Below are 20764 nucleotides of genomic sequence, written 5' to 3' on the forward strand. Positions count from 1 at the left end.
ATTTATATTTTTGGGATCACCAACACCTGATCGGGATGGATTACATCCGGATTTTTTAAAATATCGGTGTTAGCAGAAAAAATCTGCTTATACTTCATAGGGTCCCCGTAATAATGTTTGGCAATTTTACTTAAAGATTCACCGCTCTTCACTACGTGTCTGTGATAAACGTCCTCATCTGCTACGGTTATATTAGCCTTAATATCAGAAGGGTTGTCTCCCCCTATTTCTTTTATCTTATCCCATAAGAGGTTTTTTTCATACTGTGTTTTGGCTTCTCCTTTAACCTTTAACACTCCATTTTCCTCGCTTACTTTCCCGTCTGCGATCCCCAATTTTTCTCCTAGGGTAAGAACTCCCTGGTACTTGTCTTTTACGCTCATTGTTTACTATTTAATAGGTTTTAATATTGCCTTGAAAGATACGAAATCTATAAGGATACGGGGACGAAGCGGTTAAATTGTTAATATTTTTATTGCTGTCTGATGTTTAGGTTGTTAAAACAAGATATAAGTTGTACTTTTGCACACCTTTTTGGCAAGTATTTAAGAGGAAAAGGAAAAGAAAACAAAGGAAAAACATCTTCCATAAGCGTTGTCTTACTCTTAGAGGTTTATGGGATACAAATTGAGATCAGCAAATGGCTGAAAAAAAAGCAACATCAGAAGAAACTCAGGTAGCTGAGGTCGTTCAGGAAGAAAAAGTAGAGACTCCCAAACAAGATCCCAAGGAATTCCTTGAAAACTTTGACTGGGACAAGTATGAAGAAGGTATTGAACGAGTAGACGATTCCAAATTAGAGGAATTTGAAAAACTAGTAGCAGAGAATTTTGTAGATACGGCAGATGAGGAAGTAGTAGAAGGGACCGTAACACACCTTACAGACAGGGAAGCGATCATCGATATCAACGCTAAGTCTGAAGGAGTTATATCCCTTAATGAATTTCGATACAATCCCGGCCTTAAGGTTGGTGACAAGGTTGAAGTTCTCATCGACATTCGCGAAGACAAAAGCGGACAGTTGGTGCTTTCACACAGAAAAGCTCGTACGATAAAGGCGTGGGAACGCGTAAATTCAGCTCACGACAAGGAAGAAGTAGTAACCGGTTTTGTAAAGTGCAGAACAAAAGGAGGAATGATCGTCGATGTCTTCGGAATCGAGGCGTTCTTGCCAGGTTCTCAGATCGATGTGAAACCTATTCGCGATTACGATCAGTATGTAGGTAAGACCATGGAATTCAAGGTGGTGAAAATCAACCATGAATTTAAGAACGTCGTAGTTTCTCATAAAGCGCTTATCGAAGCGGATATTGAAGAACAGAAGAAAGAGATCATCAGTCAGCTCGAAAAAGGTCAGGTCCTTGAAGGTATTGTAAAAAATATCACTTCCTACGGAGTCTTTATTGACTTAGGTGGGGTAGACGGACTTGTACACATCACAGACCTGTCATGGAGCAGGATCAATCACCCGAATGAGGTGGTAGACCTGGATCAGAAACTCAATGTGGTTATTCTTGATTTTGACGATAACAAGTCGAGAATCCAATTAGGGTTAAAACAATTGGAAAAACATCCATGGGAAGCCCTTGGGGATGAATTTAAAGTTGGAGATAAGGTCAAAGGAAAAGTGGTCGTTATAGCTGATTACGGTGCCTTTTTAGAAGTTGCAGAAGGTGTGGAAGGACTTATCCACGTTTCTGAAATGTCATGGTCTACGCATCTCAGGTCTGCTCAGGACTTTGTAAATGTAGGAGACGAACTGGAGGCTGTAGTGCTGACTCTCGACAGAGAAGACAGAAAAATGTCGCTTGGGATCAAACAACTGACCCCAGATCCATGGACTGATATCACTTCTAAATATCCTGTAGGATCAAGGCATAAAGGAATTGTAAGGAACTTTACCAACTTTGGTGTCTTTGTTGAACTGGAAGAAGGAATTGACGGTTTAATCTACATTTCTGACCTCTCCTGGACCAAGAAGATAAAGCATCCTTCAGAATTTGTAACTGTTGGAGATACCTTGGAAGTAGAAGTTCTGGAATTAGACGTGGAAGGACGTAAATTAAGTCTTGGCCATAAGCAGACTACAGACAACCCTTGGGATAAGTACGAGAAGGAATTTGCAGTTGGAACTGTTCACAAATCAGCAATCACTGAGATTGTAGACAAAGGTGCAGTAATTGATTTTAACAAGGATATCACCGCATTCGTTCCCCAGAGACATATGGAGAAAGAGGATGGGAAAAAGCTTGGCAAAGGTGAGGAAGCCGAATTTAAAATCATTGAATTCAACAAGGAATTCAAAAGAGTAGTCGCCAGTCATACCGCTATCTTCAGGGAAGAAGAGCAGCGAAATGTAAAAGCAGCACGCAAAAAAGCTGCGGCACAGGCTGACGAATCAAAACCGACACTAGGAGACGCCAACGAGCAATTGCAGGCGCTTAAAGATAAAATGGAAGGGAAAAAGTAATTGTAGATTTCCATGATATCAAAATCTGGTTTAATAATATGCCCCGACTTGCAAGTCGGGGTATTTTTTTGCCCTAAAGCGGGAAGATTGCCGTTTCAAAGCGATAATAAAAAGGGCCCGCAATTATTGATTAGAAATCCCTATTTTTGCTTTCAAATATGTTGGTAGCGCAAACCATGAGTCAAAAAGTACTTCTTTCCTCAAAAGAAATCCACATTATTTTACATCGCCTGGCGTGCCAACTTTTAGAAAACCACTTAGATTTTACCGATACTGTACTTATAGGGATTCAACCCAGGGGCAGCTTTCTCGCCAAACGTCTGGCGAAACTCCTCAAGGAAGAATACCAGGTAAAAGAAATTAAGTTAGGCCTTTTAGATATCACGTTTTTTAGGGATGATTTCCGCAGGGGAGAAAAACCCCTGGAAGCGAGTACCACCAGTGTAGATTTCCTGGTTGAGGACAAAAAAGTGGTCCTTATTGATGATGTGTTATACACAGGAAGGAGCATCAGGGCGGCACTTACGGCAATCCAGTCGTTTGGGAGGCCCAATGAGATTGAATTACTCACCCTAATCGACAGAAGATTTAGCAGACACCTTCCCATACAGCCCAACTACAGAGGAAGACAGGTTGATGCCATCAATGAAGAGAAAGTTAAGGTGCTGTGGAAAGAAAATGAAGGGAAAGATGTAGTCTATTTAGTTAACAGATAAGCGAATGCCGGCATTAAGCGTAAGACATTTACTGGGGATAAAATATCTGAATGAGCAGGATATTCAACTCATTTTTGAAACGGCAGATCAATTTAAGGAGGTCATTAACCGATCCATCAAAAAGGTACCATCTCTCCGTGACATTACCATAGCTAATATATTTTTTGAGAATAGTACCAGAACCAAATTGAGCTTTGAACTGGCAGAAAAACGTTTGTCTGCCGACGTATTGAATTTCTCCGCCTCTCAGTCGTCTGTAAAAAAGGGGGAAACCCTGATAGATACCGTAAATAATATCCTTTCCATGAAGGTAGATATGGTGGTTATGCGACATCCCAATCCGGGAGCCGGGATATTCCTATCTAAGCATGTAAATGCATCAATCATCAACGCCGGCGACGGGGCTCATGAACATCCCACCCAAGCGTTGCTCGATTCCTATTCGATCAGGGAAAGACTGGGAGATGTGGCAGGAAAGAAGGTGATCATTGTTGGGGACATCCTGCATTCCAGGGTAGCGCTCTCCAATATTTTCGCTCTGAAACTTCAGGGAGCTAAAGTAAAAGTATGTGGCCCCAAGACCTTAATTCCTAAACATATAGAAAGCCTTGGTGTAGAAGTTGAACCCAACTTGAGAAAGGCGTTAGCCTGGTGCGATGTGGCCAATATGCTCAGGGTACAGAATGAGCGGATGGAAATGAGTTACTTCCCTACAACCCGGGAGTACACTCAGCAATACGGAATCAACAAAGAAATACTGGAAAGCCTCGATAAGGAAATCGTTATTATGCACCCCGGGCCAATAAACAGGGGGGTTGAAATCACCAGTGATGTAGCAGATTCGTCCCAGTCCATTATCCTGCACCAGGTGGAAAACGGTGTTGCTATTCGCATGGCTGTAATTTATTTATTAGCTTCCCAGTTAAACTAAGGGCTTATGATTTTTGATAAGGAAGGCAACAGGACCATTGTTTATCAGGAGGGTATCAGCTTATTGGTATTTGTTGAGAATCTCAATAAGGCCTACGAAAAAATAAAAAACGATCATATTGTGGTGAATTTGTTCTCTTTTGACAAACTCACTTCAAATGATCTTCTCGAATTTCTGGAAATTTCCAGAGCCCATAAAAAGATGAAGAAATCTTTTGTCCTGGTCACTGATAAAGTGGACTACGAAGACGTACCTGAAGAAATAAGCCTGGCACCTACTCTACAGGAAGCCATGGATATCATTGAGATGGAGGATATTGAACGGGATCTTGATCTTTGAAAAATGAATTACTACTTCGCTCAAGTCAATATCGCTAAATCAAAATACCCTCTCGAGGATACACGAATGGCCGACTTTGTCAATAATACGGCCCGTATTAACGCTATAGCTGAAAAGAGTCCCGGGTTCGTCTGGCGCTGGGTAGAGGAGCCCAATAGCGGAGTATCTGAAATTTTTGGAGATCCGGCTTTGGTGGTAAATATGTCGATATGGGAATCTCGTGAAACTTTAATGGAGTTTACCTATCAAAGTCCTCACGTGGAGATCTATAAACGTAAAAATGAATGGTTTGATAAGTTAAATTCCGCTCATATGGTATGCTTTTTCACACAAAAAAGAGAAATCTCTCTTTCTGAGGCCAAGAAGCGACTCGACCATCTCAATACAATGGGTGAAACTCCAATTGCCTTTACTTTTAAATCCTCATTCAGTCCGGGCGACGTGGAGCCTTTCCTTGCAAACAAGACGGACGGTCTATGAAACTCCACATCCTGGGGTGCCATGCTGCAACCCCCTCAATGAAGGGCAATCCCACTTCTCAGATTCTGGAGATCCGTAATTCCGTTTTTTTGATCGATTGCGCGGAAGGTACACAGGTTTTACTGAGACAACACAAGATCAAGTTTAACAGAATCAACCACATCTTTATCTCCCATCTCCATGGCGATCATTTCTTTGGCCTTCCGGGGTTAATATCTACTTTTCAATTGCTCGGGAGAGAGAAAGAACTCCATATTTATGGTCCTTCCGGATTAAAAGAAGTCATTTTGGCACTATTGAGGGTGGGCAATTCATGGACCAACTACTCCCTGGTATTTCACGAGTTACAAAAAAGTACTTCGGAATTGATTTTCGAAAATGATAAGCTGCAGGTAAGGACCATTCCTTTGAATCACAGAATTTATACAAATGGATTCCTCTTTTCAGAAAAGCCCAAGGAGAGAAAACTCAATATTGCGGCCGTAGCAAAGTACAAGGTAGACAAGGCATTTTTTAAAAACATTAAGGGCGGCAAGGACGTTCTTCTCGATTCAGGGGAGCTGATCCCGAATTCACTTTTAAGTTCCGATCCTCCTTCACCAAAATCATACGCTTACTGCAGCGATACAGCTTTCGACCTTTCTATTGTGCCCTTAATTAAGGGTGTAGATTTGCTTTATCACGAAGCCACTTTCCTTTCCAATGAGGCTCAACTTGCAACCAGGACCAAGCATTCTACCGCCGTGGAGGCTGCCAGAATTGCCAAAGAGGCAGGGGTAAAAGGTTTGCTGCTGGGACACTTCTCAACGCGTTATAAAAATAAGAAGGCATTCATCGATGAAGCATCTGCTATTTTTTCTGAGGTTGCCCTTGCTGAGGATGGAATGATCCTTGAGATTTAGGATGAATTTTATGTCTTAATTTTCCCATTTTGCCAAGATTTCACCAAATTTGTTATCTATGGGAAAAGAGGGATCAGACATTAAAAAGGACTTGAGTGAATACCGCAAGGCATATGAAAAAAGTGCCCTGCTTGAATCTACGGTATCGGACAGCCCGATGGAACTATTTCAAAAGTGGTTTCACGAAGTTGAGAAATCAGGGACTTCTGATGAGCCCAATGCTATGACGGTCTCCACGCTGGGATTGGATGGATTTCCCAAAAGCAGAGTTGTGCTGCTCAAAAGATTTACTTATGAAGGATTTATTTTCTACACGAATTACCTAAGTGAAAAAGGGAAGGCTATTGAAAAAAATCCGAAGGTCTGTCTTTCGTTTTTCTGGCCGGGAATGGAACGGCAGGTGATTATCAAAGGAACTGCAAAAAAGATTCCCGAAAATATGTCTGATGGATATTTTGAATCCAGGCCTACAGGGAGTAAATTAGGAGCTATTGTCTCAGAACAGAGTGAAGTCATTCCTTCAAGGGATACGCTGGAAGAAAAACTTAGAGAACTCGAAAAGGAATACGAACAGAAGGAAATACCACGGCCCGACTATTGGGGAGGGTATTTGGTATCACCTGTTTCTGTAGAATTCTGGCAAGGAAGGCCAAACCGCTTACACGATCGTTTGAGATACACCCTTGAAAAGGACTATCGCTGGAGCCTGGATAGGCTGGCACCTTAGCAGGAATTCCGGCTTCTATTGATAGAAAGATTTACAATACCGAAATACGCATAATTATGAAGCATCTGATAATGGTAAGGCACGGCAAGTCCTCCTGGGAATTGGGTGTAGAAGATCGTGACAGGCCACTGAAGGAAAGAGGTGTGAATGATGCGCATAAGGTATCACGTCATTTTGGATCTTACTCCATTGTGCCTGATATGGTTTATTCAAGTCCGGCTATTCGGGCACTTCATACCTGCGTAATTTTTTTAAGGACCCTGAAGATCCCATATCATAAATTTAGCCTTTCAGACCGCCTGTATGTTTTTTCAGGAAACGAATTGATTGATTTTTTAAGGGATCTTCCCGATTCAAAGGACAAGATCATGGTCTTCGGTCATAATCACGCATTTACGGATATGGTCAACGAATTAGGAGATGTACACATAGATAATGTGCCAACCACCGGACTTGTCCATCTCTCATTCAATATCAAGCAGTGGAGGGATATAGGAGGAGGAAAGACCGAAAGAGTGTTGATTCCCAAAGAGCTTAAAATATGAGTAAGAATAAGAATCAATATATCAACAGGGAGATCAGCTGGTTAAAGTTTAATGACCGTGTTCTGCAGGAAAGTGCTGATCCTAACGTCCCCTTAATTGAACGTCTTAGGTTTCTAGGGATTTTCTCAAATAATCTGGATGAGTTTTTTAAGGTTCGATACGCTACCGTAAAGCGTATTGTGGAGGCCGGAAAATCGGGGAAGAGCGTACTTGGTGGTGAAGTGGCCAAGGATTTGTTAGAAGAGATCACCAAGATCGTCATAGAGCAGCAAACCCGCAGCCTGGAGATCCACAAAGACATCGAACAGGAACTGGAGCGAGAGAACATCTTTCTTATCAATGAAGAAGAGGTGACAAAAGAACAAACCAAGTTTCTCAAGACTTATTTTCAGGAAAAAGTGAGTCCGCAATTAATGACTATCATCCTCAATGATCTCGCTTCCTTTCCCATGCTGAAAGACAGCGCAGCCTACCTGGCTATTAAAATGATCCTGAATTCGGGGAAAGAAACCGTAGAAGGTCATTACGAGAGTGATATCAGTTTTGCCTTGATCGAAATTCCAAAAGGAATCGACCGGTTTGTGGTCTTGCCACAGGAGGGGGATAAACACTATATTATTATCCTGGATGACCTTATTCGCTTCTGCCTTAAAGGCATTTTTTCAATGTTCGATTTCTCTTCGATCTCTGCTCATATGATCAAGATCACCCGGGATGCCGAACTCGATATTGATAATGATCTCAGTAAGAGTTTTATCGAAAAAATATCCTCAAGTGTAGATAACCGAAAGAACAGTGATCCGGTTCGTTTTGTGTATGACAAGAGTATCGAAAAAAATACACTCAGTTTTCTCATTGAGAAAATGGGAATTACAGACACGGATAGTGTTATTCCGGGGGGTAGGTATCACAACAGACGGGACTATATGAGTTTTCCGAGTTTAGGGAAACAGGATCTGATGTACAAAAAGATCAAGCCACTTGCCATTAAAGGGGTAGATCTCGAAGGAAGTTTTCTCGATCAGATCGCCAGGAAGGATTTTCTTCAATATACACCCTACCACAATTTTAACTACATCATCCGTTTCCTGCGTGAAGCGGCCCTTGATCCCAAGGTAAAAACTATAAAGATCACGGTTTATCGCCTGGCAGATAATTCGCAGGTGGTGTCATCGTTGATCAACGCGGCAAAAAACGGAAAGCAAGTGACCGTGCAGATTGAGCTCAGGGCTCGGTTTGACGAAACGGCCAATATCGGTTATGCCGAACAATTGCAGGAAGAAGGGGTGAAACTCATCTTCGGTGTGCCTGGCTTAAAAGTGCACAGTAAAATCTGCCTGATTGAGCGGGAAGAGCAGGACGGGATCAACCGATACGGCTTTGTCAGTACCGGAAACTTTAACGAAACTACCGGCAGGATTTATACTGATTACACCTTATTTACCTACAATGAAAAAATCCTGAAGGAATTGAATATGGTCTTTGATTTCTTTGAGACCAGCTATAAAATTAATAAGTACAAACACTTAATAGTTTCTCCTCACTACACCAAAAGTACCTTTAAAAAGCTTATTGATAAAGAGATCGAAAATGTAAAGCAAGGGAAAGAGGCTTACATCAAGATCAAGATGAATAGTCTTACTTCCTATAACATGGTCGATAAATTATATGAAGCCAGCAGGGCGGGAGTCAAAATAAAGATGATTGTTCGGGGGATTTGCTGCCTTATCCCGGGAATAGAAGGCATGAGTGAAAATATCGAAGCCATAAGTATTGTGGACAAGTTCCTGGAACACCCGCGCCTTTTTATTTTTGGTAATGGGGGAGATCCAAAAATTTACATATCATCAGCTGATTGGATGACCAGAAACATAGAGAACAGGGTAGAGGTTGGATGTCCTATTTACGATCCGGAGATCAAAAACGAGCTTATAGATACTTTTGAGATCTGCTGGAGGGATAATGTTAAGGCACGCTGGTTTAATGAAGAACAGGATAACGTCTACGTACAAAATGACAAGCCAAAATTGCGGTCCCAGTTTGCACTTTATGAATATTACCAAAACAAGCTTGCAGAAGAGAATAAACAGGCAGCACCTACATCGGTTGAATAATGGATAAGGTAGCCAAATGGTTGAATTTGGAAGTGGAACTCCGCAGTTGTGATCCCATAAAAGAGGAGTATTGCGAAGAAGTTCCAGGAAATTTTCTAAAGAATGCCTCTAGCGGCTTTTGCTCAAAACTTGCAGAGCAACTCGTTAGTCCGAATGTAACCCTACCCTGGATCCTATCGCTGGTAGGCAGTGGCTCGGGCTTTTCGGGAATGCTGGTCCCTTTAAAGAACCTAGGTAGCTTATTACCGCAATTGGCTGTTTCAGGAGCTATTCGCAAGTATCCCCGCAGAAAGTACTTTTGGGCGATCCCCGCATTCATACAGGCTGTTTTGGTGATGTTGATGGGGCTGTCTCTGATGTTCTTTGAAGGTTGGGAAGCCGGTACGGCTATTGTTGTTCTCTTGCTGTTCTTTAGCATAGCAAGTGGGGTCTCCTCTGTAGCCTTTAAGGATGTAATGGGCAAAACCATTCCCAAGGGAAAACGCGGCCGTCTTTTAGCCTGGAGAGCTACCGGAGGAGGAATACTTACCCTGCTTTTTGGACTGGCCCTTTATTTTTTCCTCAATTCCTGGGATCCTATGGCGGTCATCCTGCTATTAATTGGAGCAGCTACCCTTTTGTGGATATTGGCGGGGCTGTTCTTTGCGTTGATCAAAGAAGCGCCGGGGGCTACTGATGGAGGTCGTACTCCATTACAGGAATTTAAGGCTGGAATTCGGGTGCTTAAATCGGATGCTAATCTTCGAAATTTTGTTCTGGCCCGTGCATTTTTAATGGCCATCCCTTTGGCACAACCTTTTTTTGTCATTATCGGAAAAGAAACGACCCAGGCGGCCTTCTCTGGTTTGGGGATCTTTGTCATTGCCTCAGGGATTGCCGCGATGGTATCAAGCCCTTTTTGGGGTAAATTTGCTGACAAGTCCTCGAGGAAGTTGATGTTGGTTATCGCCTTGTTTGGCATCCTCAATTGCTCTCTAGTTTTGGGATTTATGTATCTGGATTCATCCACTCAGAGTATATACCTCTTTGCTCCGCTGATCTTACTAAATATGATGGCTCATGGAGGGGCTCGCCTAAGCAGGAAGACTTATCTGACAGATTTTGCCCCGGAGAAGGAAAGGCCTCTGTACATCTCACTATCCAATACCTTAATAGGTGTTTTTACCATACTTACGGCAGCTATAGGGTTTATCGCCGAATGGTTAAACTATGAAGTGCTTCTTTTGTTCTTTATAGGCATGCTGCTTTTAAGTATGTTTTGGACCTATAAATTGAAGGAAGTTTAAGGGTTATCCGTGGATAGCTTCACCAGTTCCTAGATCTTTCATGATGGAGGCTTCATACTCGAGCAGAGCTTTCCATTTCTCGTCAACTTCCTGGCGATCCCCGTATTTCCTTGCGAAGTTCAGAAATAGTGTGTAATGGCCCGCTTCGCTCTCCATCAAGGAGCGATAGAATTCGGCTAATTCCTTGTCCTGTAGTTGTTCAGATAGGAGACGAAAGCGCTCGCAGCTTCTGGCTTCAATCAAAGCGGCATAGAGGAGTCTGTGTACCAACTGGGTGGTTCTAGACCCCCCTTTTGGAAAAAACTTTTGCAAGGCTATGGCGTACTCGTCTTTTCGATATTTACCCAGCGTTTTACCCCTGGCGAGGATACGCTCGTGAACCATTTTAAAATGACCCATTTCTTCCCTCGATAAAGCCACCATCTCATTGATTAAATCAGGGTATTCAGGAAATGTAACAATCAGTGAGATAGCAGTGCTGGCAGCCTTTTGTTCGCAGTAGGCGTGGTCTGTCAGTATCTCATCGATATTCATTTCTACAATATTGACCCATCTGGGGTCTGTAGGCAATTTAAGTCCGAGCATACGCTTTGATTTACCGGATGTAAAACTAGTAAAATTTAAAGGGATTGGAAAAGGGAGAAATCTTATACAGGTAAAAAATACGCTGTCAGAGATCCAGGTCGAAAGTCTTTCTCAAAAGATCGATGGCAGGATTCTTTTCGCGTAATTTTTCATATTTTTCTTCAGGAGTAAAGGCGTATTTTCTGATCGTCTCCTCATTTACGCTGATCGAAAGTTCAAGGTGGTGATTATTCAGGGCAGTCTTAAGGAAACTCATCAGCGAGGATTGCTCTCTCTCGATCTCCTTTTTCATGGTATCGTTCGGCAATTCAATCCGGATGACATTATCCTTTACTTTTGGGAGGTCAGAACTCAAATTACTAGCCAGGATTTTTTTTCCTTCATCATCAATCTTTTGAACATAATCAAGCCAGTGTTTTCTCAACTCTTCCACGGTGAAAGGATCATCGGGCAAGCTATCCTCATCATAGGTCACTTCAATCTTGTTAAGCTCGTGTTTTTTCTTCGCCTTAATACTAGAAAGGGAAAGGCCAGAAACTCGCTTGGCGGGACTCTTGATTTCTAATTTGCGCGGAGGTTCAGAGACCATAGTAGAATGGTGGGGTAAGGTTTCTTCCACACTGCTGACTACTGCCACTTCCTCCGTATCCAATTCGGATTCTGTTGATAAGACCGTTTCCTTGGCTATCTTTTTTTGTGGATGAGCCAGCGATTCTTCAACACCCTTGCCAGGCTCTTCTTTTTTTACTGCAAGGCGATAATACGAAGCGGGGATTAGCTTATTTAAAGAGAGGAGACTACTGTGCCTCTCGTCAGGATTTTTTTTTTCACCCGAAAAGTTGAGCGATGCCAGTTTCATCAAGGTCAGCTCAACGAGGAGTCTTGAATTTTTACTGCTTTTATACTGCAGGTCTGTTTGGTTTGTGATTTCCAGAGCTTTGAGCAGGAATTCTTTAGAGGTCTTTTTAGATTGTTCAAGGTAGAGTTGCTGAGCGTAATCCCCTACTTCTAAAAGCTGAATAGTTTCTTCATGCCGGCAAACCATAAGGTCGCGGAAATGTGAGGCCAGCCCGATCACAAAATGATGGCCCTCAAACCCCTGTGCCAGTATTTTATTGTAGAGGAGCAGTAAGGCCGGGATATCGTTGTCCAGGACAAGGTCAGTGACCTTAAAATAGGTATCGTAATCGAGGACATTTAAGTTTTCGGTAACTGCTTTTCGGGTTAATTCCTTCCCTGAAAAACTAACTACACGATCAAAGATCGAGAGGGCATCCCTAAGGGCGCCGTCGGCTTTCTGAGCGATGATATGCAGGGCATCGTCTTCTGCACTCACTCCCTGTTGTTCTGAAATGTATTTTAGATAATTGGCCGCATCGCTTACCGTAATTCGTTTAAAGTCGAAGATTTGGCAACGCGACAGGATGGTAGGAATAATCTTGTGCTTCTCGGTGGTAGCCAAAATAAAGATGGCATGTCTGGGAGGCTCTTCCAGGGTTTTAAGGAATGCATTAAATGCCGATTGTGAAAGCATATGAACCTCATCAATGATATAGACTTTGTATTTACCTACCTGAGGAGGAATACGAACCTGGTCTATCAGGTTTCTGATGTCATCCACAGAATTGTTTGAGGCAGCATCGAGCTCAAAAATGTTAAAGGCAAAGTCTTCATCTTCCCTTTCAGTACCGTCTCTGTTGATCTGTTTTGCGAGGATCCTCGCGCAAGTGGTTTTACCCACTCCTCTGGGACCACAAAATAAGAGAGCCTGTGCCAGATGATTGTTCTCAATGGCATTGGTAAGCGTATTGGTAATGGCCTCCTGCCCAACGACGTCTTTAAACGTCTGAGGTCTGTACTTTAGGGCGGAGACAATAAAAGGTTCCATGAAATATGAATTGTGTTTAAGGGTGAGCCCCTTTCTACAAATATAAAAATAGCTGGCGGTCTGCCCCCGGCTTTTGAGTTCGATTACCTACATTTTATCAACAATTAACTACCTTTACGCAGAGCAGATCACCTTATCGCTTTCCGCATTATGCGGGAGGAGGAAAGTCCGGACACCATAGTGCAGCATAGCGGGTAACACCCGTCGTTCCGCAACAGCGGAATAGGACAAGTGCAGCAGAAAGTATGTACAGGTAAGGCTGTAGTGAAATCAGGTAAACTCTATGCGGTGAAACGCCATGTATATCAGCGGTTGAGGGCGGCACGCCCGAGTTGAAGGGTAGGCGGCTAGAATGTTGGGGTAACTCAACATCCAGATAAATGATAGGGGCCCTGAGGGGAACAGAATCCGGCTTATGATCTGCTTTTTTATTTTTTCGCTTCAAAGAAAGTAAACCTGCTATTCCCGTATTTTCTAACCGTTGTAAAAAAATCAAGATGTGAGAGGTCCGTCCTTTTGGCGTGTTCAATAATCAGAATACCATCTTGTAAGAGCATATCTTTTTCAAAGACGAGTTTGTGGATCAGATCGAATTCCTCATCTGAAATGTCGTAAGGTGGATCAGCAAAAATCAGATCGTACTTTTCGTGAGCTTTATCCAGAAATTTAAAGACATCCATTCGTCTGGTTGCAATCAGGAATTCCCATTCTTTAGCTTTATCCGCAATAAAGCTGATACATCCCGCATGATCATCCACACTGGTAATCTCTTTGCAACCCCTGGACGCAAACTCGAAACTCATATTGCCTGTTCCTGCGAAAAGGTCGAGCACTTTAAGTTCTTCAAAATAATAACGGTTCGAGAGAATATTGAACAATGCCTCCTTAGCCATGTCTTTTGTGGGCCTTACCGGCAAGTTTTTAGGAGCAGTAATCCTCCTTCCTTTATGGGTGCCCGAGATGATTCTCATTTAAAAGGCATTTATTACCAGGTAGTTGTCTGCCGGATTAAGCCCTTCATAGAAAAGGCCATCGGGGAGATCCGGAATATAGATGGATAGGTGCTGTACGTAGTCCTGGCACAGCTCATAGAGGCCGTCTCCTTCCTCAATAGCACCAAAGACGCGCAATTTTATATCGTTTATGTCGAATTGCAGTTGTTCTATTGAAAACATCAAATAGTAGAGGAAGTCTTCAGGGGTATTGTAGGTGAAATTGTTGAAGAAAATCAGCTTTTTATTCTGTATAATGATCAGGTCTAACTCTTCAGGAGTAACGTAGGCATAGCAAATAGGGTCATTTCCCGTGTTGTTGCCGGCCAGAAGGGTTTCGATCAGTACCGTGCCGTGATGTTTAAATTCAAAGTCCCCGAAGAGATCGTAGATATCATTATTGATATTTACGAATGGCACATAGACGTTGACGAGATCAAAAGCTGTCATCTCGTCGTATTCCAAAAGATCGTTTGCCAGGATTTTGGCGTTGTATTTCAGGTAGTTGGGCAGTTCCTTGGGGTTAAACAGCACCTTGGGAACAAGACTAAACAAATCGTTTCGGTGCACCGCTACAACTTCTGAAAAAGAATACTCTGTAATTCCCTGGGTTTTAATAAAGGCAGTTAATTCTTTCTGGGCTTCGTAGGGATTTAGTTTGTAGCGAAATCTGTAGGATTCAGATCGGATGATCTTCTTCCCGATAGAATCAAGAATGCAAAAAGAAAGTCCATTCAGGCTAACCTGAATGGACAACTTATAATAATCTTCCAGAATTATATCGTTAACAGCCTCGTTATTGGTCTCCTTTTTTGTCATAAACCGGGGGCCAGTTTCCGTTGGTGCTCACTTCAGTTAGTGAACCTACTTTGATCTCTGAACCATTTACTTCTTCAACACTGATCTGGGCGTTTTCCCTGGATAGCAGGTCTTTTGGCTGATCGTATAGAATGATATCTTTTTTTACTTTGACTTCAAATACCGGAGCTTGATATCCACTTTTTTCGATAATATCGGCCTTCATTTCGAATTTCTCGCCATTCTGTGCATATGGTACAGTCATCATCGACTTAAATCGGTCATCGCCTTTGAAGAGGGAATCTTTAACGGACACAAAGCCTAAAGTATCGGTAATAGTAACTTCTTTAAGTAAGTCAATGCCGTATGTCTTATCAAATTCCATATAAGATGAATCACGTCGCTGGGTAATTGTGTATTTACCCGTGTCTACAAACGCAATAAGGCTATTAAAATCATTGGCAAATTTTCCATTAACCGTTTTGTAAGCCTCCTGGGAGTTTCGGATGTCTTTCATTACCGAAATAACCTTGTTAAAACGTTCCTGTTTTATTTTTTTGAACTCAATGGGGCCGGTAACTGATCGATAGATCAAATAACCCAAAACAATACAGGCGATCCAAAGTACTATTTGCAGAATGGTTTTCATTAGAACTCGAATTAGTTAGATTTAGCGGTTCCAACAAATCTACAATTTTTTTTTAATCGTAAAAGGTTTTGCCCTAAAAATCCTCTTTATCTTTGGGCTCTTATGGTAACATCCACCCCTGCTTCATTTTACGCACTGCTAAAGAACAAATTCCCGCACACACCTACCACTAAACAGGACATTACCCTGCAATTGTTGTCCGAATTCCTGCTTTCAAAGGATCAGGATTCACTATTCCTGCTGAAGGGATTTGCAGGTACCGGAAAAACAACCATAGTGGGCGATTTAGTGACCAATCTATGGAATACCAAGATAAAGGCCGTCTTAATGGCGCCAACGGGAAGAGCAGCTAAGGTTATGTCTGTCTATGCCAAGACCCAGGCTTTTACCATCCATCGTAAAATATACTTTCCAAGGAAACAACGGGGAGGGGGTATTCAATTTGTTTTGGCACCCAATAAGCATCGAAATACTGTCTTTATAGTGGACGAAGCTTCCATGATTCCGGATACTCCATCAGACAGCAAACTCTTTGAGAATGGCTCCTTACTGGACGATCTCATTCAATACGTGTATTCGGGGCATCAGTGTAAATTGATCCTAATAGGCGATACAGCCCAGTTACCCCCGGTGCGCCTTACTCTTAGTCCGGCCCTTGATGAACAACAGCTACAGTCGCGCTATGCCAAAGAGGTTACGGTCATTGAACTCGATGAAGTCGTGAGACAAGTTCAGGATTCCGGTATTCTGGTCAATGCCACAGCACTCAGGAATCAACTCGATGAACAGCTGTACGAATCTTTTCAATTTCAGCTAGATACCTTTGCAGATATTGTTCGGCTTACTGATGGGTACGATATACAGGAAGCTATTGAAGAAGCGTATTCTTCTCAGGGGAAGGAAGAGACCGCTTTAATCGTTAGGTCTAACAAAAGGGCTAATTTATACAACGAAAACATCAGGAACAGGATACTTTTCCTCGAAAATGATCTGGCTGCAGGAGATTATCTGATGGTGGTTAAAAACAACTACTTCTGGCTCAATCCAAAATCGGAAGCAGGATTTATCGCCAACGGGGACATCATTGAAATCCTGGAGATTTTTTCATTTAAGGAATTATACGGTTTTCGCTTTGCGGAAGTGAAAATAAGAATGACGGATTACCCTGATCAAAAGCCTTTTGAAACTGTACTGTTACTAGACACACTCAAGGCAGAGACACCTTCGCTATCTTATGAGGACGGCAACAGATTGTACCAGGAAGTGCTAAAGGATTACGCTCATGAATCTTCCAAATACAAGAAGTTTTTAGGGGTTAAAAACAATTCTTTTTTTAATGCTTTACAAGTGAAGTTTTCTTACGCCATTACCTGTCACAAATCGCAGGGAGGCCAATGGCATACGGTCTTTGTAGAGCAACCCTATCTGCCCTCCGGTCCTGACAGGGAATATTTTCGCTGGCTGTACACGGCCATCACACGGGCAAGAGAAAAATTGTACTTAATTGGATTTAAGGACGATTTTTTTCTTGCTTGATAATACGTTACTTTAGACAAAAGAACCCGGCAGATGACTGCAGAGACGATGATCAGTATATTTTTGGGTATTGGCCTGGCAGCCTCGGTAGGCTTCAGGGTTTTCCTACCCCTTTTTGTACTAAGTCTGGCCGCTTATTTTGAAGTATGGGACCTCAATGACCAATGGGATTGGATAGGCAGTATTCCGGCCCTTATCACATTGGGAGTAGCTACTGTAGTAGAGATATTCGCCTATTTTATTCCCTATGTGGACAATCTTCTCGATAGCATCGCCCTTCCCTTAGCTGCATTGGCAGGAACCGCAGTAATGGTTGCTACGGTTTCAGAACTCGACCCGGTGATTACCTGGTCTCTTGCAATTATCGCGGGGGGAGGAACGGCAGCAGCAATTAAAGGGGCCTCTGCAACCGGTAGGCTAACGTCTACGGCAACAACAGCAGGAGTTGGGAATCCTGTTATATCCCTGATCGAGACGACAACGGCCCTTGTGATGTCTATAGTTTCTGTCCTGGCACCTGTAATTGCCTCCATTCTGGTAATTTTGTTATTGATTTTTATATTTACAATTTACAGGAAACTAAGGCCAAGATTGCGCAAATAACCACTTTGAAAGTAATACGAGTATGAATATAATAGCAATGATTCCCGCCAGGTATGCTGCTTCGCGATTTCCGGGTAAGCTCATGCAAGATCTCGGAGGGAAACCGGTTATTGTAAGAACTTACGAGGCAGCCCTTGCCACAGGGTTATTTCAGGAAGTTTACGTGGTTACAGATAGCGAACTTATTTTTAAGACCATAGAGGACGAAGGGGGAAAAGTGATGATGAGTATAGAAGAACACGAATGTGGCAGCGACAGGATTGCTGAGGCCGTAGCCCATTTGGATGTGGATGTAGTAGTCAATGTTCAGGGCGATGAGCCTTTTACAGATAAGGAGAGTCTGGCAAGTCTGATACAGGTATTTGAACAGGATGAAGTGGGAGAAATTGACCTCGCCTCTCTCATGACCAAAATCACCGACAAAGAAGACATCGAAAACCCCAATACCGTTAAAGTAATCGTTGACCAAAGAAATTTTGCCCTGTACTTTTCGAGATCCGCCATTCCATATCCCAGGGCAAAGGAGATTACACCAACGTATTACAAACACAAAGGAGTTTATGCTTTTAGGAAGCAGGCTGTACTCGATTTTAAGAGGCTTCCTATGCTTCCACTGGAGGCTGCAGAAAAGATTGAGGCAATCAGATATTTGGAGTACGGAAAGAAGATTAAAATGGTAGAAACCAATATCACAGGTATTGAGATTGATACTCCGGAAGATCTTGAAAAAGCGAAGGCAGTATGGAAGTAGATTTCAGCAGGATAAAAGTAATTGGCTTTGATGCTGATGATACGCTCTGGGTAAATGAGACCTATTTCAGAGAAGCAGAGGAAGAATTCACCTCCCTCCTTGACCAATACGAAACTAAGAATAAGATAGACCAGGAGTTGTTCAGGACGGAGATCGATAACCTCAGTCTCTATGGATATGGGATAAAGAGTTTTACGCTCTCTATGATTGAATCGGCTTTGGACATTTCAAATAATAAGGTTTCTCAGACAACCTTATCTGAAATCCTGAATCTTGGTAAAAGGATGATAGCTCATCCCGTTGAATTACTTGACGATGTGGAAGAAGTCCTGAAGGCACTCGAAAGTAAATATCGCCTTATTGTTCTAACCAAAGGAGATCTGTTAGATCAGGAACGCAAATTGGATCGCTCTGGCCTTTCTAAGTATTTTCACCATGTGGAAGTGTTAAGTGACAAAAAAGAAATGAATTACAAAAACCTTTTAGAGCACCTCGAGATCAGTGTGGACGAATTCCTCATGGTGGGTAATTCTCTTAAATCTGATGTTTTGCCTATCTTAGCAATTGGCGCACAGGCCGTACACGTTCCCTTTCACACCACCTGGGCTCATGAAGAAGTAGACCCATCATCGCATACTAACAATCACCTGACTCTCTCCGGAATCAGGGACCTTTTAAAATATCTTTAAGCCCCATATGGACGTAAAGAAAAACATCGCTTTAAATAAACCCAATACCGGAACATCAAATCGGTTTAAGAACTTCCCGATGGTACCCAGAGTGGTATTTGGGAAGGGTTGCTTTGATCAGCTTGGTGAGATATTATTGCCTAAACGCAAAAGTTCGGACGCTCCAATCATATACTTAATTGATCAAGTATTCGAAAACAGTTCTTTGCCGGGCAGGGTTCCGGTCTTGTTCAACGATAAGATCATCTTTATTTCCGCAGATGAGGAGCCCAAAACTCAACAAGTGGATAGCCTTGTTCAATTTATAAAAGATGAATTTGAGGAATTGCCTTCAGGTATTGTTGGAATAGGAGGGGGTACCTTGCTCGACCTGGCCAAGGCCGTATCAATTATGCTTAACAACAACGGTAGTGCACATAATTATCAGGGTTGGGATTTGGTTGGTAAACCGGCAATCTATCACGCGGGAATACCTACCATCAGCGGTACAGGCGCTGAGGTTTCAAGAACTACAGTTTTACTGGGGCCGCATAAAAAACTGGGCATAAATTCAGATTTTACCACCTTTGACCAGGTTCTTTTAGATCCTGATCTCACTAAGGGTGTGCCAACTGATCAGTGGTTCTATACCGGGATGGATTGTTTTATTCACTGTATTGAATCGCTTAGTGGAAGTTATCTCAATGCCTTTAGTCAGAGTTATGGGGAAAAAGCCCTTGAGATGTGCAAAGAAGTATTCCTCGGAGAATTGAACCCGGAAGAATCAAGGGAAAAACTGATGATGGCTTCGTGGCACGGGGGAATGAGTATCGCTTATTCTCAGGTAGGAATTGCACACGCCATGAGCTATGGTTTATCGTATGTGCTGGGAACAAAGCACGGCATTGGTAATTGTCTTGTATTTCAGCACCTAGGCGCCTATTATCCGGAAGGAGTGGAGCTGTTTATGAAAATGAAACGACGCCATAATATTGAATTACCAAAGAATATCTGTAGCGTACTTTCGGAAGAAGAAATGAATACCATGATTTCTGTTTCTCTTGGGATGGAACCATTGTGGGAAAATGCCCTTGGACCATCGTGGCGGGATCAGATCAGCAGAGAATCGCTAAAGGAAATTTACCTCAAAATCTAAGCTGATTTAGTTCAACCTCTTTTTAGCTGCCTTTCACTGCCAATATTGTCGGTTGATAACCGCCCTATTACCAGTAACAAATATGATGAAGAAACTGAGCTCTTTTATATTTCACCGCCTTTGGGGTTGGGAACTTATTGGAAGTTTTCCTGAGATCACCAAATGTGTGGTAATAGTAGCACCTCATACCAGTTGGGTCGATTTTATAATAGGCGTACTCGTTCGCAGCATCGTAGGTAAAGAGGTGCACTTTATAGGAAAACACAGTTTGTTTAAACCGCCATTTGGATGGATTTTCAGAAGCCTTGGGGGAACACCAATAGATCGCAGTAAAAACAGTGATACCGTAGCCAGTACGGTGGAGATTTTTAAGCAAAAGGAGGTATTCCGACTCGCCCTATCACCTGAAGGAACCAGGAAAAAAGTAGAGAAGTGGAAAACAGGATTTTATTATATCGCCAGGCAGGCCGGGGTTCCTGTAGTTATGGTTGCTCTGGATTTCGGAAAAAAACAGGTGAAAATATCGCAGCCTGTGTTTCCTACGATTAACAAGGAAGCAGATTTTGAATTGTACAAGGAATTTTTCAAAGGGGTGGTGGGGAAAATTCCCGCCTATACCTAAGTAATT

General features: G+C 42.5%; 22 protein-coding genes and 1 other RNA gene. 17 read left to right on the forward strand and 6 right to left on the reverse strand.

The annotated features are described in order from the left end of the window. Positions 1 to 2: 2 nt before the first annotated feature. The gene (locus EQY75_RS04000; RefSeq protein ID WP_129603081.1) at positions 3 to 383 is read right to left on the reverse strand and encodes a LysM peptidoglycan-binding domain-containing protein; all 381 of its coding nucleotides are present in this window, start codon (positions 381 to 383) and stop codon (positions 3 to 5) included. 257 nt (positions 384 to 640) lie between these two features. On the opposite strand from EQY75_RS04000, the gene rpsA reads away from it, so the two are divergent. The 10 genes from rpsA to EQY75_RS04050 all read left to right on the forward strand — a co-directional run bounded on the left by rpsA (position 641) and on the right by EQY75_RS04050 (position 10510). Continuing rightward, positions 641 to 2470: a 30S ribosomal protein S1 gene (gene rpsA / locus EQY75_RS04005; protein WP_129603083.1), complete on the forward strand. Its 1830-nt coding sequence runs from the start codon at positions 641 to 643 to the stop codon at positions 2468 to 2470. A gap of 176 nt (positions 2471 to 2646) precedes the next feature. After that, complete coding sequence (gene pyrR / locus EQY75_RS04010) at positions 2647 to 3186, forward strand: bifunctional pyr operon transcriptional regulator/uracil phosphoribosyltransferase PyrR (protein ID WP_129606938.1); 540 nt, start codon at positions 2647 to 2649, stop codon at positions 3184 to 3186. Between the two features lie 4 nt (positions 3187 to 3190). After that, positions 3191 to 4117, forward strand: coding sequence for an aspartate carbamoyltransferase catalytic subunit (locus EQY75_RS04015; protein ID WP_129603085.1), 927 nt, complete (start codon positions 3191 to 3193; stop codon positions 4115 to 4117). 6 nt (positions 4118 to 4123) lie between these two features. Next, the gene (locus tag EQY75_RS04020; protein ID WP_129603087.1) at positions 4124 to 4456 is read left to right on the forward strand and encodes a ribonuclease Z; all 333 of its coding nucleotides are present in this window, start codon (positions 4124 to 4126) and stop codon (positions 4454 to 4456) included. Between the two features lie 3 nt (positions 4457 to 4459). Beyond that, complete coding sequence (locus EQY75_RS04025) at positions 4460 to 4936, forward strand: DUF3291 domain-containing protein (protein ID WP_129603089.1); 477 nt, start codon at positions 4460 to 4462, stop codon at positions 4934 to 4936. Next, complete coding sequence (locus EQY75_RS04030; RefSeq protein WP_129603091.1) at positions 4933 to 5838, forward strand: ribonuclease Z; 906 nt, start codon at positions 4933 to 4935, stop codon at positions 5836 to 5838. Before EQY75_RS04025 ends, EQY75_RS04030 begins: the two co-directional genes overlap by 4 nt. 79 nt (positions 5839 to 5917) lie before the next feature. Further along, positions 5918 to 6565, forward strand: coding sequence for a pyridoxamine 5'-phosphate oxidase (gene pdxH / locus EQY75_RS04035; protein ID WP_129606940.1), 648 nt, complete (start codon positions 5918 to 5920; stop codon positions 6563 to 6565). A 56-nt stretch (positions 6566 to 6621) separates the two neighbouring features. Next, positions 6622 to 7110, forward strand: a complete 489-nt coding sequence (locus EQY75_RS04040) for a SixA phosphatase family protein (RefSeq protein ID WP_129603093.1) — start codon at positions 6622 to 6624, stop codon at positions 7108 to 7110. Beyond that, the gene (gene ppk1 / locus EQY75_RS04045; protein ID WP_129603095.1) at positions 7107 to 9224 is read left to right on the forward strand and encodes a polyphosphate kinase 1; all 2118 of its coding nucleotides are present in this window, start codon (positions 7107 to 7109) and stop codon (positions 9222 to 9224) included. The genes EQY75_RS04040 and ppk1 overlap by 4 nt, the downstream gene beginning before the upstream one ends. After that, complete coding sequence (locus EQY75_RS04050) at positions 9224 to 10510, forward strand: MFS transporter (protein WP_129603097.1); 1287 nt, start codon at positions 9224 to 9226, stop codon at positions 10508 to 10510. Before ppk1 ends, EQY75_RS04050 begins: the two co-directional genes overlap by 1 nt. A gap of 3 nt (positions 10511 to 10513) precedes the next feature. Here EQY75_RS04050 and EQY75_RS04055 read toward each other — a convergent pair whose 3' ends face one another. Both EQY75_RS04055 and EQY75_RS04060 read right to left on the reverse strand, forming a co-directional pair. After that, on the reverse strand, positions 10514 to 11095 hold the full coding sequence (locus tag EQY75_RS04055; RefSeq protein WP_129603099.1) for a MiaE family protein: 582 nt from the start codon (positions 11093 to 11095) through the stop codon (positions 10514 to 10516). A gap of 85 nt (positions 11096 to 11180) precedes the next feature. Continuing rightward, positions 11181 to 12983: a DNA polymerase III subunit gamma/tau gene (locus EQY75_RS04060; RefSeq protein ID WP_129603101.1), complete on the reverse strand. Its 1803-nt coding sequence runs from the start codon at positions 12981 to 12983 to the stop codon at positions 11181 to 11183. A gap of 120 nt (positions 12984 to 13103) precedes the next feature. Here EQY75_RS04060 and rnpB point away from each other — a divergent pair. Continuing rightward, positions 13104 to 13414, forward strand: an RNA gene (rnpB, locus tag EQY75_RS04065) — RNase P RNA component class A. Here the strand turns inward: rnpB and EQY75_RS04070 are convergent. Genes EQY75_RS04070 through EQY75_RS04080 form a run of 3 tightly spaced genes read right to left on the reverse strand, consistent with a single transcriptional unit; the run spans position 13412 to position 15422 of the window. Further along, positions 13412 to 13954 carry an RsmD family RNA methyltransferase gene (locus EQY75_RS04070; RefSeq protein WP_129603104.1) on the reverse strand — a complete coding sequence of 181 codons (543 nt, stop codon included), beginning with the start codon at positions 13952 to 13954 and terminating at the stop codon, positions 13412 to 13414. The genes rnpB and EQY75_RS04070 overlap by 3 nt on opposite strands. Beyond that, entirely contained in the window at positions 13955 to 14794 is an 840-nt protein-coding gene (locus tag EQY75_RS04075; protein WP_129603106.1) for a DUF3822 family protein, read from the reverse strand. Continuing rightward, entirely contained in the window at positions 14772 to 15422 is a 651-nt protein-coding gene (locus EQY75_RS04080; protein WP_129603108.1) for a hypothetical protein, read from the reverse strand. The genes EQY75_RS04075 and EQY75_RS04080 overlap by 23 nt, the downstream gene beginning before the upstream one ends. Positions 15423 to 15524: 102 nt before the next feature. Here EQY75_RS04080 and EQY75_RS04085 point away from each other — a divergent pair, with 102 nt between their 5' ends. From EQY75_RS04085 to EQY75_RS04110, 6 genes are all read left to right on the forward strand, one after another. Continuing rightward, positions 15525 to 16958 (forward strand): ATP-dependent DNA helicase, encoded by a 1434-nt coding sequence (locus EQY75_RS04085; protein ID WP_129603110.1) that lies wholly within the window; start codon positions 15525 to 15527, stop codon positions 16956 to 16958. A gap of 33 nt (positions 16959 to 16991) precedes the next feature. Next, on the forward strand, positions 16992 to 17561 hold the full coding sequence (locus tag EQY75_RS04090) for a DUF4126 domain-containing protein (RefSeq protein ID WP_129603112.1): 570 nt from the start codon (positions 16992 to 16994) through the stop codon (positions 17559 to 17561). 22 nt (positions 17562 to 17583) lie between these two features. Further along, positions 17584 to 18312 carry a 3-deoxy-manno-octulosonate cytidylyltransferase gene (gene kdsB, locus EQY75_RS04095; RefSeq protein ID WP_129603114.1) on the forward strand — a complete coding sequence of 243 codons (729 nt, stop codon included), beginning with the start codon at positions 17584 to 17586 and terminating at the stop codon, positions 18310 to 18312. After that, positions 18303 to 19001, forward strand: coding sequence for an HAD family hydrolase (locus tag EQY75_RS04100; RefSeq protein WP_129603116.1), 699 nt, complete (start codon positions 18303 to 18305; stop codon positions 18999 to 19001). Before kdsB ends, EQY75_RS04100 begins: the two co-directional genes overlap by 10 nt. Positions 19002 to 19008: 7 nt before the next feature. Next, positions 19009 to 20136 (forward strand): iron-containing alcohol dehydrogenase family protein, encoded by a 1128-nt coding sequence (locus tag EQY75_RS04105; RefSeq protein ID WP_129603117.1) that lies wholly within the window; start codon positions 19009 to 19011, stop codon positions 20134 to 20136. 82 nt (positions 20137 to 20218) lie between these two features. After that, a complete protein-coding gene (locus EQY75_RS04110) occupies positions 20219 to 20758 on the forward strand; it encodes a 1-acyl-sn-glycerol-3-phosphate acyltransferase (RefSeq protein ID WP_342774046.1) in 540 nt (179 codons plus the stop codon). The last annotated feature ends 6 nt before the right edge of the window (positions 20759 to 20764 follow it).

The sequence above is a fragment of the Muriicola soli genome, assembly GCF_004139715.1.
In the GTDB taxonomy this organism is placed as follows: domain Bacteria; phylum Bacteroidota; class Bacteroidia; order Flavobacteriales; family Flavobacteriaceae; genus Muriicola; species Muriicola soli.